The sequence below is a fragment of the Bradyrhizobium sp. CB1015 genome (assembly GCF_025200925.1).
Classification (GTDB): domain Bacteria; phylum Pseudomonadota; class Alphaproteobacteria; order Rhizobiales; family Xanthobacteraceae; genus Bradyrhizobium.
This window is the reverse complement of sequence record NZ_CP104174.1, coordinates 5,022,220-5,037,633: the sequence shown is the minus strand read 5'-3', so window position 1 is coordinate 5,037,633 and position 15,414 is coordinate 5,022,220. Positions and strand designations below refer to the sequence as shown.

The window sequence follows — 15,414 nt, the reverse complement described above, 5'->3', positions numbered from 1 at the left end:
AGCTTGTTTGTAGCGACCGACCTGGAACCCGAATGACCCCCCGCGACGACGCGCCTGCGCCTCTTGATCCCGTTCCGGAACCGCATACCGGCCTGATGGGCCGTTTCCGCAATTATTTCTTGACCGGCCTCGTGGTGACCGGGCCGATTGCGATCACCCTCTATCTGGTCTGGTGGTTCGTCACCTGGGTCGACGGCGTGGTGCGACCGTTCGTGCCGCTGGCCTACCGGCCGGAAACCTACCTCCCTTACGGCGTTCCCGGCTGGGGACTGATTGTCGCATTCTTCACGCTGACGCTGGTCGGCTTCCTCGCGGCCAATCTGATCGGCCGCACGCTGGTCGATGTCGGCGAGACCTTCCTCGGCCGGATCCCGGCGGTGCGCGCGATCTATCGCGGCCTGAAGCAGGTGTTCGAGACGCTGTTCTCGGGCAAGGGCTCGAGCTTCCGGAAAGTGGGCCTTGTCGAGTTTCCTTCGCCGGGCATGTGGTCGATCGTGCTGATCTCGCAATCGCCGAACGAGGACATCTCGCGTAGCCTGCCGGGGCAGGAGGAGCATGTCTCGGTGTTCCTGCCGTGCTCGCCGAACCCGACCACCGGCTTCTTCTTCTATGTCCCCAAGAGCAAGATCATCGAGGTCGATCTCACCGCCGAGGACGCCGCGACGCTGATCATGTCGGCCGGCGTGGTGCAGCCGGGCTCGGCGCCAGATCCGAAGAAAGCGGCCGCGCTTGCGGGCATGGCGAATGCCGCGCGCATCGCCAATGCCTCAACGCTCCGGCCCGAGCCTGCGAAGGCGGAGTAGGGCCATTCCGTCGCGGGATGGTCGCGTTCACGCGCGCGCATTCCTCCTCTGCTAGTCTCAGGTCGACCGGGCGTGCCGCTCGGAAGTCGACTGGAGTGCACGATGTCCAAAACCATTGCGATCCTCGCCCCCGGCGCCATGGGCAGCGCCGTCGCCCGCCGTCTTAGCGAGAACGGTGCGCGCGTGCTGACGTCCTTGAAGGGGCGGAGCGAGGCGACGCTGAAGCGCGCTGCGGACGCCGGCATGGTCGGCGCCGACGATGACGCGATTGCGGACGCCGACATCATCCTCTCGATCGTGCCGCCGGGCGAAGCCGTCGCGCTGGCCGAACGGCTGGCCGCGCTGATCGTCAGGCGCGAGAAGAAGCCAATCGTGGTCGATTGCAACGCCGTCAATGTCGATACCGTGCAAAAAATCGAGGAGATCATCGGCTCGGCCCAGGCGCCGTTCGTCGATGCCGGCATCATCGGCTTTCCGCCGCAGCGAGGTGGCAAGAGCCCGGCCTTCTACATGTCGGGCGAGCATGCCAAGGACCTCGCCGTGCTGAAGGATCTCGGCCTCGACGTGCGGATCGTCGAAGGCCCGGTCGGCGCGGCGTCGGCGTTGAAAATGTCCTATGCCGGCATCGTCAAGGGTCTTGCCGGCATTGGCTCGGCGATGGTGATCGCGGCCACGAAGGCGGGCGCGGCCGATGCGCTGCGCGACGAGCTCGCGCTGAGCCAGCCCGCCATTTTGGCGCGGCTCGAAGTCGCGCTGCCCGACATGGTGCCGAAGGCCTATCGCTGGGTCGCCGAGATGCGGGAGATCTCCGGATTCTTGGGCCCGGATCATCCGGCAAGCCAGATCTACGAGGGCTTTGCGAGGTGGTTCGAGCACCTCGCCGAGGACGCGAACGGGGAGGCGGCGGACGCTGCGTTGATGAAGGCGTTCGCGGCGAGCATCGCGCGGAAGAGGAGCTAGGGCGCCCGCTGTGATGCTGCCATGTCCTGGCAGCATCAGGTAGTATGCCTCGCCCGAGGCTCGCTTATGTCCCGCTCGCAACGATTGCTCGATCTGATTCAGGTGCTGCGCCGGCATCGACGGCCGGTCGCGGGCGCCGCGCTCGCGGACGAGGTCGGCGTGTCGCTCCGCACGCTCTACCGCGACATCGAGACCTTGAAGGCGCAAGGCGCGCATATCGACGGCGAGGCCGGTGTCGGCTACGCGCTGCGGCCCGGCTTCATGCTGCCGCCGCTGATGTTCAGCGAGGAGGAGATCGAGGCGCTGGTGCTCGGGTCACGATGGGTGGCGGAACGCGCCGATCAGCCACTCGGCGATGCCGCCCGCAACGCACTCGCCAAAATCGGAGCGGTGCTTCCGGATGACTTGCGCGCCAGCCTCGATGCGTCGAGCGTGCTGATCGGCCCGGGCGAAGCGCTCGCGGCCGGTGATACCGAGCTCGCATCGATCCGCGATGCGATCCGGGCCGAGTGCAAGATGCAGATCGCCTATGCCGACGGCAAGGGCAGTCCATCGCGGCGCACGATCTGGCCGTTCGCTCTGGCCTTTTTCGATCGCGTGCGCGTCGTCGTTGCCTGGTGCGAGCTTCGTGACGGCTACCGGCACTTCCGAACCGACCGCATCACCGCGCTGAAAGCGACGGCCAAACGCTATCCACGACGCCGCGCCGCGCTGCTCAAGGAATGGCGCGCTCTGGAGGGCGTGCCGGAGCAGTGATCACCGTCGACGCTACTGACATAAACTGACAGTAGGCCGAGCTATAGGTTTCTGCGTCGCGCTCATGTCACCGAGCGCCGAACGAGGAGACCTTACATGCCAGACTTCAGCTTCCTGTTGCTCCAGGTCGAAAGCCCGGCGGCAAGCGCCAAGTTCTACAACGAGCTATTGGGTATCCCGATCATCGAGCAGTCGCCGACCTTCGCCATGCTGCCGTTGCGCGACGGCGTGATGCTTGGATTGTGGTCGCGCGCCACCGTCGAACCGAAGACCGCGGGACAGCCCGGCAGCAGCGAGGTGGCGTTTACGGTCAGCGACGCGGCCGCCGTGCAGGAAACACATGCGGCCTGGAAAAGGCTCGGGCTTGCGATGGCCCAGGCGCCGACCCGGATGGACTTCGGCACGACCTTCGTTGCGCTCGATCCCGATGGTCACCGCTTGCGCGTGTTTGCGCCGGAGGCCGCATGAGCCCGCGGAGCTGGATCGCCGTCGCCTCGGCCGAGCACGTGCGTATCGGCCGGGCCGAAGGCTTCATGCAAGTCTGCCACGGCAAGGCGGCGCCGCTGCGCCGCCTCCCGTCCGGCGACCGCGTGGCGTATTACTCGCCGACCGAGACATTCCACGGCAAGGACAGGCTGCAAGCCTTCACCGCGATCGGAATCGTCACGGCAGGCACGCCTTATCAAGCCGACATGGGTGGCGGGTTTCGCCCTTTTCGCCGGGACGTGCAGTGGATCGAGGCGCAGGAGGCGCCGATCCAGCCGCTGCTTGGTCAGCTTGGTTTCGCACGAGCGGGCAAGTCCTGGGGCTATCAGCTCCGGTTCGGCCTGTTCGAGATCACCAATGCAGATATGCAGATCATCGCCGATGCGATGGGGGCGGCTTTTTGACGGTGCTTGCACGGAAGGTCGCGCCGCAATGCGTAAATATTGCAGCAGCGCGAACTCGCAACGAACGCCTCATGATTGCTGACGGACGTTGTGCAGGCAGTCTTGTAGGCCAAGGATTGCAAGCGAAAGAGCATCCGAAAGAATGCGTTCCTTTTCCAAGAGATCACTGCGCTTTCGCTCGAAATCCGGATCATCCTTATCGGGATAGATCAATGCAGGTACGTCAATCTGAGTTTCGCGAAGATGACTGCATTGTTGCTCAAACTTGCGGACAACTTCAGCGGCAAGTTCCTGTTGCTTTGGAGTCATAAATCCGCCTGCAGTGCGCCGAATCTGTTCGATGAAGGCGGGCCACAACGTCTTGGTTTGCGGTCGGAATCCCTTGCGTCTGGTTTCGTAAGACAGGTTGAGCGGCATGTCGCGGATTGACAGGGATGTCGCAGCTGCGACACCGATTACCTCTCGAACAAGCTCGAACTCCGTCGCGTCTAGAGTTTCCCGGCCTTGCCGCCGCTTTTCTTCTAACGCGGCGATCTCGTCGCGAACTCTGTCGCGCCGTAGCTCGCTATCCCCAATCTCTCCCTTGAGCTGAAGCTTCATCCACCCCAGCGATCTCACATCTTGTTCAAGCGAGCCTATCGACTTCGACAGTTCCTGCTTGTGCTGTTCGGCCACTACCGTTTCGGCTTGCGTCCGCAGACAAGATGCGAGGTCTCCATGAAGGGAGAACGTGTAGAGTCCGCCAGACGCGAGGATAATCACTGCCACGGTCGAGGCGAGCATCCATCGTGAGACAGTACGCATCGTGCATGTCCCGAGAGCTAAAGTTGCGCGTACTTCTACGAGTAATCTTTGCGCGACGATAGGGGGCGATCCAGCAACTGCGTCTCCAGCGTTTAGAGTCGGTAAAAATACATCCGATGAAGACTGCGAGGTTGAAGTCTAACCCGCCCCAATCAGCGGGATGGCCTCGTCCCGTTCGTACAGATACAGCAGGCAGCGCAACGCCTCGCCGCGCTCGCCCTTGAGCTTCGGATCCTCTTTAAGGATCCGCAGCGCCTCGTCTCTCGCCTGGGCGATCAGCTGGCCGTGCACCTCCGCCCGCGCGATGCGGTAGCCGGGCAGGCCGCTCTGGCGCACGCCCAGCACGTCGCCTTCGCCGCGCAGCTTCAGATCTTCCTCGGCGATACGGAAGCCGTCGGTGGTCTCGCGGATCACTTTCAGCCGCGCCTTCGACATCTCGCCGAGCGGCTCGCCATAGAGCAGAATGCAGGTCGATGCCTCCGAGCCGCGTCCAATGCGGCCGCGCAGCTGGTGCAGCTGGGCGAGGCCGAAACGTTCGGCGTTCTCGATCACCATGATGGTGGCGGCCGGAACGTCGACGCCGACCTCGACCACGGTGGTGGCGACCAGGAGGCCGATCTCGTGCGCGGCGAACTGGCCCATGACGCGGTCCTTCTCTGTGCCCTTCATCTGGCCATGGACTAGGCCGACGCGGTCACCGAAACGCTTTTGCAGGGTCTCGAAACGCTGGGTCGCGTTGGTGAGATGCTCGGTGCCTTCCGCCTCGGATTCCTCGACCAGCGGGCAGATCCAATAGACCAGCTTGCCCGCTTCGAGCGCCCGGCCGACGCCTTCCATGACCTCGCTGATGCGGCTCATCGGCACGGCGCGGGTATCGATCGGCTGGCGGCCGGCCGGCTTTTCGCGCAGCTCGGAGATGTCCATGTCGCCGAAATAGGTGAGCACCAGCGTGCGCGGAATCGGCGTCGCGCTCAGCACCAGCACGTCGACGGCCTCGCCCTTGGACGTGAGCGCAAGGCGCTCGCGCACGCCGAAGCGGTGCTGCTCGTCGACGATGGCGAGCGCGAGATCATGGAAGATCACGTCATCCTGGATCAGCGCGTGGGTGCCGACGAGGAGGTCGATCTCGCCGGCTTCGAGTTGTGCCAGCAACTCGCGCCGCTCCTTGCCCTTTTCGCGGCCCGTCAGGATCGCAACGTGCAAGCCAGCGCGCTCGGCGAGCGGGGCGATGGTCTTGATGTGCTGGCGCGCCAGGATTTCGGTCGGGGCCATCAGCGCGGCCTGCTTGCCGACTTCGGCGACCGCTGCGGCCGCGAGCAGCGCCACCACGGTCTTGCCGGAGCCAACGTCACCCTGCAGCAGGCGCAGCATGCGCACGGGCTGCTTGAGGTCTTCGGCGATCGCCGCCGCAGCGTTGCGCTGTGACGGCGTCAGCGCGTAAGGCAGGGCGTCGATGATCTTGTTGCGCAGATGCCCGTCGCCGGCATTGCGCACACCGGCGGGGCGGCGCAGCTGCGCGCGGATCAGGGCGAGCGCGAGCTGGCCGGCCAAGAGCTCGTCGAAGGCGAGGCGCGACCAGAACGGCCGGTCGGGCAAGATGTCGGTCAGCTCGACCGGCTGGTGCACGCGATTGAGCGCTTCCGCGATTGGCGGGAACTGGCAGCGACGCAGCACCTCCGGGCTGATCCATTCCGGTAAGTCGGGAAGCTTCAGCAACGCCTGCGCGATCGCGCGACGGAGCGAGCCGAGCGCGAGGCCTTCCGTCAGCGGATAGACCGGGTCGATTCCCGACAGCTTCGAGATCGCCTCCTCGTCGAGCACGCGGTCGGGATGCACAATCTGCGGGATGCCGTCATACATCTGCAGCGTGCCGGAGACGTAGCGCTTCTCTCCGACCGGCAAGAGCTTCTCGACATAGCCCGGCTTGGCGCGGAAGAAGGTCAGCACCACGTCGCCGGTATCGTCGCTGGCATAGACCAGATACGGCGCGCGCGAATTGCGCGGCGGGGGCGGGCGGTGACGATCGACGGTGACCTCCAGCGTCACCATGGTTCCAACGGCGGCGTCGCGGATCTTCGGCCGGGCCCGGCGGTCGATGACCTGGCTCGGCAGATGCAGGAGCAGATCGACCAGCCGCGGCGTCTCGCTGCGGCTGAGCAGGTACTGCAGCAGCTTGTCCTGCTTCGGACCGACGCCGGGCAGGCTGGTCACGGGAGCAAACAGCGGATTGAGCAGGCTGGGGCGCATTCGTGCAACAATCGTCATGCGCGGGCTCCACCCGCGCATCCATCTATTCAAGAGGATGGATTGCCGGGTCAAGCCCGGCAATGACGACCGTAAACAATTGCAACAACAAAGGGCTGACACGGGCACCCCGAGTGGCTATATCACCCCCGCCCGGCACGTCCGGGCTTTCTGCGTTTGACTGGATTTGACACATGACGGGAACGACACGATCGAGCAGCGGGCTGGATGACCGCCGCAAGCGGCTTCTGTTCCGCTGCTGGCACCGCGGCACGCGCGAGATGGACCTGATCCTCGGCCGCTTCGCGGATGCCGAGATCGGCAATCTGTCGGATGACGAGCTGATGCAGCTCGAAACGCTGCTCGAGGTCAACGATCCCGATCTCTATGCCGCCATCACTGGCGACAAGGTGCTGCCAGCCGCCGTCACCGGCGCGCTGTTTGCCCGCATCAAGGCGTTTCCGATCGCGGACGGCAGCGCATGAAGCAGGGGATGAAATCTCCGGCCGAGCTGCTCGCGCCCGGCCGTGCGCTGACGCTTGGCAATGTCGCCGAAGGCGCCGAGGGCCTCGTCGTCTCCGATCTCGCCCGCGCCATCGCGGCGCGGCCGAAGAAACCGGCCGTCAGCCTTGCGGTCGTCTGCCGCGACGGCGGGCGCATGCAGCAGCTCGAGCGCGGCTTGCGGTTCTTCGCACCCGATCTGCCGGTGCTGACCTTCCCGGCCTGGGATTGCCAGCCCTATGACCGTGTCTCGCCGCATGGCGGCATTCTCGCGCAGCGCCTGACCACGCTGGCACGGCTCGCCTCGCTCACCGGCAGCGACAAGCCGCTGATCGTACTGACCACGGTGAATGCGGTGGTGCAGCGCGTGCCCGCGCGCGAGCTGGTCGCCGCGCAGGCGCTGTCGGTCGCGCCGGGCAACGTCGTGCCGATGGACACCGTCGTGGCCTGGCTCGAGCACAACGGCTACAACCGTTCCTCCACCGTGCGCGAGCCCGGCGAATATGCCGTGCGCGGCGGTATTTTGGACCTGTTTCCGGCCGGCCTCGAGCAGCCGGTGCGGTTCGACTTTTTCGGCGACAGCCTGGAATCGATCCGCTCCTTCGACGCCGAGACCCAGCGCACGCTGCTCGACATGCGCTCGCTCGACCTCGTGCCGGTTTCGGAGTTCCAGCTGGTCACGGACACCATCCGCAGATTCCGCATGGGCTATGTCGCCGAGTTTGGCGCGCCCGAGCGCGACGATGCGCTGTATGAAGCGGTCAGCGAGGGCCGCCGCCATCCCGGCATGGAGCACTGGCTGCCGCTGTTCCAGGACCGGATGGACACGCTGTTCGACTATCTGCAAGGCGCTGCGATCGCGATCGAGCCGCAGGCCGAGGACGCCGTGCGCGAGCGCTTCAAGCAGGTCCTCGATTATTACGAGGCCAGGCGCGAAGCGATGGAGCATCCCGGCGGCGGCGCCATCTACAAGCCGCTGCCGCCCGATCGGCTGTATCTGACCGAGGAGGAATGGGGCAAGCGCCTCGGCGAGATCCCGCTGGCGCGGTTGACGCAGTTCTCGGTTCCGGCTGACGGGACGAGTGTCGTCGATGCCGGCGCACGCAAGGGCCGCGATTTCGCGCCGGAGCGCAACGACAGCAATGTCAACGTGTTCGAATCCGTCGTCAGTCACGTCATGGCGTTGCAAGCGCAGCGCAAGAAGGTCGTGATCGCGCTGTGGACCGAGGGCTCGCGCGATCGCATGACCTCGATGCTGCGCGACCACAAGCTCGCCCACACCACCAGCGTCAACTCCTGGCGGACGGTGCAGGCGACGCCGCGCAACGAGACCATGCTCGCGGTGCTCGGCCTCGAAAGCGGCTTCGAGACCGACGAGATCGCCGTCATCAGCGAGCAGGATATCCTCGGCGACCGCCTGGTGCGGCCGCGCAAGGCCAGCCGCAAGCTCGACAATTTCATCTCGGAGGTGACGAGCCTCACCGCCGGCGACATCGTCGTCCACGTCGATCATGGCATCGGCCGGTTCATCGGCCTGCAAACGCTCGATGTCGCCGGCGCGCCGCATGACTGCCTCGAGCTGCATTACGCCGCCGAGACCAAGCTGTTCCTCCCGGTCGAAAACATCGAGCTGTTGTCGCGCTATGGCTCCGACCAGACCAATGTCGAGCTCGACCGCCTGGGTGGCTCGGGCTGGCAGACCCGCAAGGCGAAGCTGAAAAACCGCATCCGCGAGATCGCGGGCGAGCTGATCAAGATCGCGGCCGAACGCATGCTGCACGAGGCGCCGAAGCTGCCGGTGCAGCAGGGCGTCTACGACGAGTTCTGCGCGCGCTTCCCCTATGACGAAACCGAGGACCAGCTGGGGGCGATCGAGTCCACGCTGAAGGACCTCGAAAAGGGCCGCCCGATGGATCGGCTGATCTGCGGCGATGTCGGCTTCGGCAAGACCGAGGTGGCGCTGCGTGCCGCCTTTGCGGTCGCGCTCGACGGCAAGCAGGTTGCGGTCGTGGTACCGACCACGCTGCTCGCGCGCCAGCACTACAGGACCTTCAGTGAGCGCTTCAAAGGCTTCCCGGTCAATGTCGCACAGGCCTCGCGCCTGATCCCCACAAAACAGCTCAACGAGGTCAAGAAGGGCATTGCCGACGGTTCGGTCGACATCGTCGTCGGCACCCATGCGCTGCTCGGAAAGACCATCAAATTCCGCGACCTTGGCCTGCTCATCGTCGACGAGGAGCAGCATTTCGGCGTCAGCCACAAGGAGCGGCTGAAGGCGCTGCGCGCCGAGGTGCATGTGCTGACGCTGTCGGCGACGCCGATCCCGCGTACGCTGCAGCTGGCGCTGACCGGCGTGCGCGAGCTCTCGATCATCGCCTCGCCCCCGGTCGATCGCCTGGCGGTGCGCACCTTCGTCGCCCCGCACGATCCCTTGATGATCCGCGAGGCGCTCTTGCGCGAGCGCTACCGCGGCGGCCAGGCGTTCTACGTGGTGCCGCGCATCGACGACCTCGCCGAGGTCAAGGACTTCCTCGACAAGAACGTGCCCGAGATGAAGGTCGCGGTCGCGCACGGGCAGATGCCGCCCGCGGTGATCGAGGACATCATGACCGCGTTCTATGACGGCAAGTTCGACATCCTGTTGTCGACCACGATCGTCGAGTCCGGCCTCGACATTCCCAACGCCAACACGCTGATCGTGCACCGCGCCGACATGTTCGGCCTTGCCCAGCTCTACCAGCTGCGCGGCCGCGTCGGCCGCTCCAAGCTGCGGGCCTATGCGCTGTTCACGCTGCCGGCGCAGCAGAAGATCACGGCGCAGGCCGAGCGCCGGCTCACCGTGCTGCAATCGCTGGAGACGCTGGGCGCCGGCTTCCAGCTCGCCTCCCACGATCTCGATATCCGCGGCGCCGGCAATCTGCTCGGCGAGGAGCAGTCGGGCCACATCAAGGAGGTCGGCTTCGAGCTCTATCAATCGATGCTGGAGGAGGCGATCGTCAACCTCAAGGCCGGCGTCTCCGAGCCCGCCGCCGACCGCTGGTCGCCGCAGATCACCATCGGGATGCCCGTGCTGATTCCGGAGGACTATGTCAGCGACCTCTCGGTGCGGCTGTCTCTGTACCGGCGCCTTGCCGATCTCGACACCGAGGAGGAGATCGAGAACTTTGGCGCCGAGATGCGCGACCGCTTCGGCGTGCTGCCGGACGAGGTGCGCTATCTGTTCAAGGTCGCCGCGATCAAGGCGTTCTGTCGCCGGGCCAATGTCGAGAAGATCGACGCCGGCCCGAAGGGCGCCGTCATCGTCTTCCGCGACAATTCGTTCGCCTATCCCGATCGCCTCGTGAGCTTCATCCGCAGCTACGGCCAGGCCGCCAAGGTGCGCCCCGACATGAAGGTGGTGTTCCTGCAGGATTGGGAGACGCCGGAAGAGCGCCTCGCCGGCACGACCGAGATCATGCGCCAGCTGGCGCAGCTCGCGGAGAGCAAGAAGGCGGCGTGAGGATTTTCGTGTCCCGGACAAGCGCAGCGAAGCGGCGCGCAGAGCCGGGACCCAGTTCTTTCTCTGCCGCGACGATGGGCCCCGGTTCTGCAGCGCACCGCTCCCGGACGATGCTTCGCATCGCCTTGAGAGCGCTGCGCTGCGCCCGGGGCACGAGACCTTACGACGCCGCCCGCGACGCGTCCGCGGACAGCCTTGCTAGCAGCGACCGGGCTGTATCCGACGGCGACAGCGAGTCCACGCTGACCACGGGATCGCTGCGCATCTCGTGCTTGCCGTTGGACGTGTGCCGCATCACCGCCGACAAACGGCGGGCGATCATATGCGCGGTGCGGAAGTCGGTCTCGGCGAACACCACGATCACCGAGCCGTCCTTCTGCGCGGCGCCAAAATCCATCTGCCGCATCAGGCGGCTGAGGATGCGCGCGGCATCGAGCTGGGCGCGGGAATTGTTGGGGTCGAAGGCGAAACGGGCGACGGAGAGTCCGCCGCCGCGGGCCAGCGTCTGCTCGACCGCCTTGGCGAAATCGCGGGCGAAGGCTTCCACCGTGAGCAGGCCGCTGCGCGGATCGAGCCAGCCGCCGGCATCGATCGAGCGCAGCGTGCGGCTCAGCTGCGCTTCCATGGCGTGCTGGCGGATCAAGGGCAGCGCGTTGGCCGCGATCCTCGCCGGCTCGCCGGCGATCAGCTCGAGATTGGGCAGGTCGTAGCTCTGGGTGAGCTGGTGGGCGGTGACGACCACGGGCAAGCTGCGGAAGCGGGTATCCTCGGCGAGCACAGTCAGAAACGCGTCGGTCACGCGCGCGGTAAAACCTTCGGCGAGCACGACGCCGTCGAGGTCGCGGGTGTTGAGGTGTTTTGCGGCGGCCTCGATCGAGAGCGCCCCGACCACGCCGACGCGTTCACCGAGCGCGACCGAGAGCGCCGGATAGGCCGCGCCGCGACCGATCAGGAGCACGGTGGCGTCGCGTGCGGGATCGCCTTCCGGCAGCGCGACCTTCGCTTCGGGCAGCCGGCGCAGAACCGTTGCGTGCAATGTCCGCACGCGCAGCGCGGCCCGGAGCCGCGCGATCAGCCGGTCGGGATTGCCGCCGCGCGAGGAGAAGGGCAGAGCGTTGTGCGGCAACGCGGCCGCGGCGTCCAGGGCCACGAAGGGCAGGTAAGGCGCTTGATCGGCGATCTTCTTTGCAAGCCGCGTCACATGCGCCTCGTGCCCGGCATGGACCGCAGCGAGAACCGCCGCCGGCTGCACCTCTTCGACCGCGCGCGATGCGCTGGTCCAGTCGGTGTCGACCACGGGAAAGAGCCGGGCCTCGTCCAGCGCCGCCACGAAGGCGGGACGTTCGGCATCGGACACAAACAGGATCGGGCCCGCCTGGGACATCGAGACACTCAAGATCACGCAACAGATGCCGCGCAATCTAGTTTGGCCGCCTTAATGCTGCGTCAACGCAGGCGCTGAAACCATGCTTAGGCGGCCCCGGAGCGGTCGCGAAAAGCCTCGACCATCAGGGGGTTAAGCCCGAGCTGGCTGAGCGCCTCGCGGGCGCGGGCATTGTCCTGGGCGCGCCCGGCGAGCCGGTGGCCCGAGAGCCGGTCGGGCAGCGCCGTGAGCAGGGCGCCCTGGCCGAGCCGGCGCGCCCATTCCTGCAGGTCGTTGGAGAGGAAGCGATAGCCGCCGACCGCCATGATGCCGGAGGGCGGCGCGGTGATGCAGATCGCGCCGCTCGGGCGGTCGAGCCGCGCGGCATAGCCGGTGTCGACATAGTCGCGCGGCGGCTGCGCCGTGAGCGTCTCGCCGACCGGCTGCGGCGGGGCGTAGGCCGCGATCGGCACCATCGCGCCGCGCAGGCCGAGCGTGCCTTTCGGCGTCAGCAGGATCTCTCCGGCGATGGAGGAGCCGGACTGCTCGCGCGGGGCGCCGTGCGGTCCCGGCATCACCGGCACCGGCATGCCGGCCTCGCCGCGGCGGGCGCCGAACAATCCGGCCTCGCCGAACAGATAGACGTCGGTCAGCGGCGCATGCGGCGCGGTCCAGGCATCGCTCGCCGCGACCTGCTCGGGCGCGCGCCACAGGCCGATGACGTTGCGCAACGTGGGCATCCGCGCCGCGAGGTCGGCATCGCCGAGCCGCAGCGCGAGCTGCGCCGGCGCGATCAGCACCTCGCATTCGTGCGCGTTGATCTGCTGCTCCAGCACATCGTTCTCGAACGGATGGTGCAGCGCCAGCGTGCCGCCGGAGAGCAGCCACACCGCGAGCGAGGAGGCGAGCCCTGCGAACGACATCGGCGTGAACGCCGCCATCACCGTCGCGCCCTGCTTGATGTCGGCTTCGAGCGACATCGCAAGGCCACCCGCGATCAGGCTGAAATGCGGCCGCGGCACCGGCCGGAAGCCCTCCGCCGTGACGTCGAAGGAGATCATGGCCGCCTTGCGGCCGTCCTGGATCACGGCGCGTGTGGTGCCGGGCGGGCGTGCCAGGACGTCGTCGAGCGAAGCCATGCCTTCGGGCAGGTCGCTTCCGAAGCCGTACACGTGCCGGATCGAGAACGCCTCGGCCGCGGCGTGCATGGCGAGATCGGCATAGCTGACGCCGTCGACCGTGCTCATGGTGACGATGGCCCGCGCGGCGGTGCGGTTGAGCGCGGCGGTCAGTTCCGCATGGCGCCACAGCAGCGGCAGCACGGCGACGACGAGGCCGGCGCGATGGGCGGCGAGCACGGTCAGCACGAACTCGACCGTGTTGGGCAACTGGATCGCGATGACGGAATTGGCCGGCAGGCCCGATTCGACGAAATGCGCCGACAGCGCCTCGATGGCGGTATCGGCCTCGGCATAGGTCATCCGCCGCGGCTGGTGCCCGGTGATGCGCGCCTTGTTGAGCGGATCGAGCAGGGCGGTCGCATGCGGCTGCCGCGTCAGCGTGCGCTGAAACAATGTGTCGAGCGTCGGCGATATTGCTGGCTGGTTCACGGCGTCACTTCGCTTGATGAGCTTGCGGCTGCCCCTTCGACCACCAGGTCTCCGGCAAATAGCCCGCGAGCGAGGTGGTCTTGGGCCGTTCTATCCGATTCCAGCGCGCGATCCATTGCTCCGATACGTTAAACAGCGGGATTGTGTAGACGCCCGCGATCAGGACGCGGTCGAGCGCGCGCACCGCCGAAACGAAATCCGTATGTTCACGGGCCTCGAGCAGGGCGGCGATCATGGCATCGACGGCAGGATCCCTGGCGCCCATGTAGTTGCGGGTGCCCGGATTGTCCGCGGCCGCGCTGCCCCAATAGAAATACTGCTCGTTGCCGGGCGACAGCGACTGGTCCCAGCGGTTCTGGATCATGTCGAACTCGTAGGCGAGCCGCCGCTGGTCGAATTGCACGGGATCGACCGAGCGCACGCTGGCCTCGATGCCGGCGCGCCTGAGGTCGCGCTGGAAGGCGAGCGCGATGCGCTCCTGGTCGCGCGTCGTGACCATGATCTCGAAGGTGAAGGCGGTCTTGGTCGTGCGATTTCGCAGCACGGTGCCGTCGAGATCGTAGCCGGCCTCCGACAGCAGTTTCAGCGCGGCGCGCAGCGTGGTGCGGTCGCGGCCTGATCCGTCGGTGACCGGCAGGCGGTAGCTGCCCTCCAGGATGTCGGGCGGGATCTGTGCGGCGTACGGTTTGAGCAGCGCGCGCTCGCGCGCATCCGCTGGCCTGCCATAGGCCGACAGCTCCGAGCCCGCGAAATAGCCGGCCACGCGCGAATAGAGGTCGAAGAAATAGCTGCGGTTGACCAGCTCGAAATCGAACAGCAGCGTCAGGGCCTGCCGCACGCGGATGTCGGCGAAGATCGGACGGCGGGTGTTGAACACCAGGAATTCGGACGGCTGCGGCATGCCGGGTTTGACGGTGTCGCGGATCACTTCGCCGCTTTTGGCGGCCGGAAAATCATAGCCGTCGTGCCAGCGCAGCGGCTCGTGCTCGACGCGGAAATCGTAGAGGCCGCGCTTGAACGCCTCGAACTGGCCGTTGGCCTCGCGAAAATAGTCGAGCCTGACCTCGTCGAAATTGTAGAGCCCGCGATTGATGGCGAGGTCGCGGCCCCAATAATCGGGATTGCGCGTGAGCGTCACGCTCGCGCCGGGCTTCACCGCCGTGACGCGATAGGGGCCCGAGCCAAGCGGCGCCGTCAGCGTCGTCTCCTCGAAGGTCGCGACGTCGACCGCGTGCTTCGGCAGGATCGGCATCAGGCCGAGAATCAGCGGCAGCTCGCGGTCGTTGGCGCCTGTCAGGTCGAATCGGACGGTGAGGGGGTCGGGTGCTTCGGCCTTGGCGACCTTGCCGTAATACTGCCGGTGATTGGGGCGGCCGTGGTCGCGCAGCAGCTGCCAGGAGAACAGCACGTCCTCGGCCGTGACCTGCTTGCCGTCGGAGAAGCGGGCGCGGGAATCGAGACGGAAGGTGACGAAGCTTCGCTCGTCATTGGTTTCGACGGTCCTGGCGAGCAGGCCGTAGAGCGTGAACGGCTCGTTCTGCCCGCGCGCCAGCAGGCTCTCGACCACGTAGTTGCGGACCGGCTGCACCGCCAATCCCCTGACGATGAAGGGATTGAGGCTGTCGAAGGTGCCGAGAATGCCCCAGGTCAGGCGGCCGCCCTTGGGGGCATCGGGGTTGGCGTAGGGCATGTGGCCGAAGTCGGCGGGCATCGCCGGCTTGCCGTGCATGGCGATCGCATGGGCCTCCTCGGCGGTGGCGGCGCCCGCCGACAGCGCCCCGGCAAGCGCGAGGGCAAGCGCACAGAGGCGGAGGCCGGGGCCCTCGAAGAGGCGGTGGAACATGAACATCGGCACACGGTGATTCGAGGACCGGCGGGCTCGAATCTTATCACAGGGAATTTGATGGGGCTTTCGCACCAGACCGGCCAAAGACGCTTGTCGGCATTGATCTTTTCGTCGGCCACGTTAAGAAGGCACCCAATC

12 protein-coding genes are annotated in these 15,414 nt (G+C 66.4%); 7 read left to right on the top strand and 5 right to left on the bottom strand.

The features are described from left to right. The first annotated feature begins 32 nt into the window (after positions 1–32). The 5 genes from N2604_RS23375 to N2604_RS23355 all read left to right on the top strand — a co-directional run bounded on the left by N2604_RS23375 (position 33) and on the right by N2604_RS23355 (position 3,409). The gene (locus N2604_RS23375; RefSeq protein WP_260370546.1) at positions 33–803 is read left to right on the top strand and encodes a DUF502 domain-containing protein; all 771 of its coding nucleotides are present in this window, start codon (positions 33–35) and stop codon (positions 801–803) included. A 102-nt stretch (positions 804–905) separates the two neighbouring features. Then, positions 906–1,763, top strand: a complete 858-nt coding sequence (locus N2604_RS23370; RefSeq protein WP_260370545.1) for an NAD(P)-dependent oxidoreductase — start codon at positions 906–908, stop codon at positions 1,761–1,763. A 66-nt stretch (positions 1,764–1,829) separates the two neighbouring features. Further along, positions 1,830–2,519 (top strand): YafY family protein, encoded by a 690-nt coding sequence (locus N2604_RS23365; RefSeq protein WP_260370544.1) that lies wholly within the window; start codon positions 1,830–1,832, stop codon positions 2,517–2,519. A 96-nt stretch (positions 2,520–2,615) separates the two neighbouring features. Continuing rightward, entirely contained in the window at positions 2,616–2,987 is a 372-nt protein-coding gene (locus N2604_RS23360) for a VOC family protein (protein ID WP_260370542.1), read from the top strand. Next, positions 2,984–3,409 (top strand): EVE domain-containing protein, encoded by a 426-nt coding sequence (locus tag N2604_RS23355; RefSeq protein ID WP_260370541.1) that lies wholly within the window; start codon positions 2,984–2,986, stop codon positions 3,407–3,409. The genes N2604_RS23360 and N2604_RS23355 overlap by 4 nt, the downstream gene beginning before the upstream one ends. 69 nt (positions 3,410–3,478) lie before the next feature. On the opposite strand, the gene N2604_RS23350 is transcribed toward N2604_RS23355, so the two are convergent. Continuing rightward, positions 3,479–4,213, bottom strand: a complete 735-nt coding sequence (locus N2604_RS23350; protein WP_260370540.1) for a hypothetical protein — start codon at positions 4,211–4,213, stop codon at positions 3,479–3,481. 138 nt (positions 4,214–4,351) lie between these two features. Next, positions 4,352–6,460, bottom strand: coding sequence for an ATP-dependent DNA helicase RecG (recG, locus tag N2604_RS23345; RefSeq protein ID WP_260376296.1), 2,109 nt, complete (start codon positions 6,458–6,460; stop codon positions 4,352–4,354). Positions 6,461–6,651: 191 nt separating this feature from the next. Between recG and N2604_RS23340 the strand changes: the two genes are divergently transcribed. Together N2604_RS23340 and mfd are read left to right on the top strand one after the other, a co-directional pair. Next, positions 6,652–6,942 (top strand): succinate dehydrogenase assembly factor 2, encoded by a 291-nt coding sequence (locus tag N2604_RS23340; protein ID WP_260370539.1) that lies wholly within the window; start codon positions 6,652–6,654, stop codon positions 6,940–6,942. Further along, positions 6,939–10,457, top strand: coding sequence for a transcription-repair coupling factor (gene mfd, locus N2604_RS23335; RefSeq protein WP_260370538.1), 3,519 nt, complete (start codon positions 6,939–6,941; stop codon positions 10,455–10,457). The genes N2604_RS23340 and mfd overlap by 4 nt, the downstream gene beginning before the upstream one ends. 160 nt (positions 10,458–10,617) lie before the next feature. Here the strand turns inward: mfd and N2604_RS23330 are convergent, their stop codons facing one another. From N2604_RS23330 to N2604_RS23320, 3 genes are all read right to left on the bottom strand, one after another. Next, positions 10,618–11,841 (bottom strand): GGDEF domain-containing protein, encoded by a 1,224-nt coding sequence (locus N2604_RS23330; protein WP_260370537.1) that lies wholly within the window; start codon positions 11,839–11,841, stop codon positions 10,618–10,620. A gap of 86 nt (positions 11,842–11,927) precedes the next feature. Beyond that, a complete protein-coding gene (locus N2604_RS23325) occupies positions 11,928–13,430 on the bottom strand; it encodes a class I adenylate-forming enzyme family protein (protein ID WP_260370536.1) in 1,503 nt (500 codons plus the stop codon). A gap of 4 nt (positions 13,431–13,434) precedes the next feature. Beyond that, on the bottom strand, positions 13,435–15,279 hold the full coding sequence (locus tag N2604_RS23320) for an extracellular solute-binding protein (protein ID WP_260376295.1): 1,845 nt from the start codon (positions 15,277–15,279) through the stop codon (positions 13,435–13,437). Positions 15,280–15,414: the final 135 nt, after the last annotated feature.

What these genes read in the sequence shown, in the direction of transcription:
- mfd (WP_260370538.1), top strand. Translation starts at nt 6,939, where the DNA reads ATGAAGCAGGGGATGAAATCTCCGGCCGAGCTGCTCGCGCCCGGCCGT.
- recG (WP_260376296.1), bottom strand. Translation starts at nt 6,460, where the DNA reads ATGCGCCCCAGCCTGCTCAATCCGCTGTTTGCTCCCGTGACCAGCCTG.
- N2604_RS23375 (WP_260370546.1), top strand. Translation starts at nt 33, where the DNA reads ATGACCCCCCGCGACGACGCGCCTGCGCCTCTTGATCCCGTTCCGGAA.
- N2604_RS23330 (WP_260370537.1), bottom strand. Translation starts at nt 11,841, where the DNA reads ATGTCCCAGGCGGGCCCGATCCTGTTTGTGTCCGATGCCGAACGTCCC.
- N2604_RS23360 (WP_260370542.1), top strand. Translation starts at nt 2,616, where the DNA reads ATGCCAGACTTCAGCTTCCTGTTGCTCCAGGTCGAAAGCCCGGCGGCA.
- N2604_RS23350 (WP_260370540.1), bottom strand. Translation starts at nt 4,213, where the DNA reads ATGCGTACTGTCTCACGATGGATGCTCGCCTCGACCGTGGCAGTGATT.
- N2604_RS23370 (WP_260370545.1), top strand. Translation starts at nt 906, where the DNA reads ATGTCCAAAACCATTGCGATCCTCGCCCCCGGCGCCATGGGCAGCGCC.
- N2604_RS23340 (WP_260370539.1), top strand. Translation starts at nt 6,652, where the DNA reads ATGACGGGAACGACACGATCGAGCAGCGGGCTGGATGACCGCCGCAAG.
- N2604_RS23355 (WP_260370541.1), top strand. Translation starts at nt 2,984, where the DNA reads ATGAGCCCGCGGAGCTGGATCGCCGTCGCCTCGGCCGAGCACGTGCGT.
- N2604_RS23365 (WP_260370544.1), top strand. Translation starts at nt 1,830, where the DNA reads ATGTCCCGCTCGCAACGATTGCTCGATCTGATTCAGGTGCTGCGCCGG.
- N2604_RS23320 (WP_260376295.1), bottom strand. Translation starts at nt 15,279, where the DNA reads ATGTTCATGTTCCACCGCCTCTTCGAGGGCCCCGGCCTCCGCCTCTGT.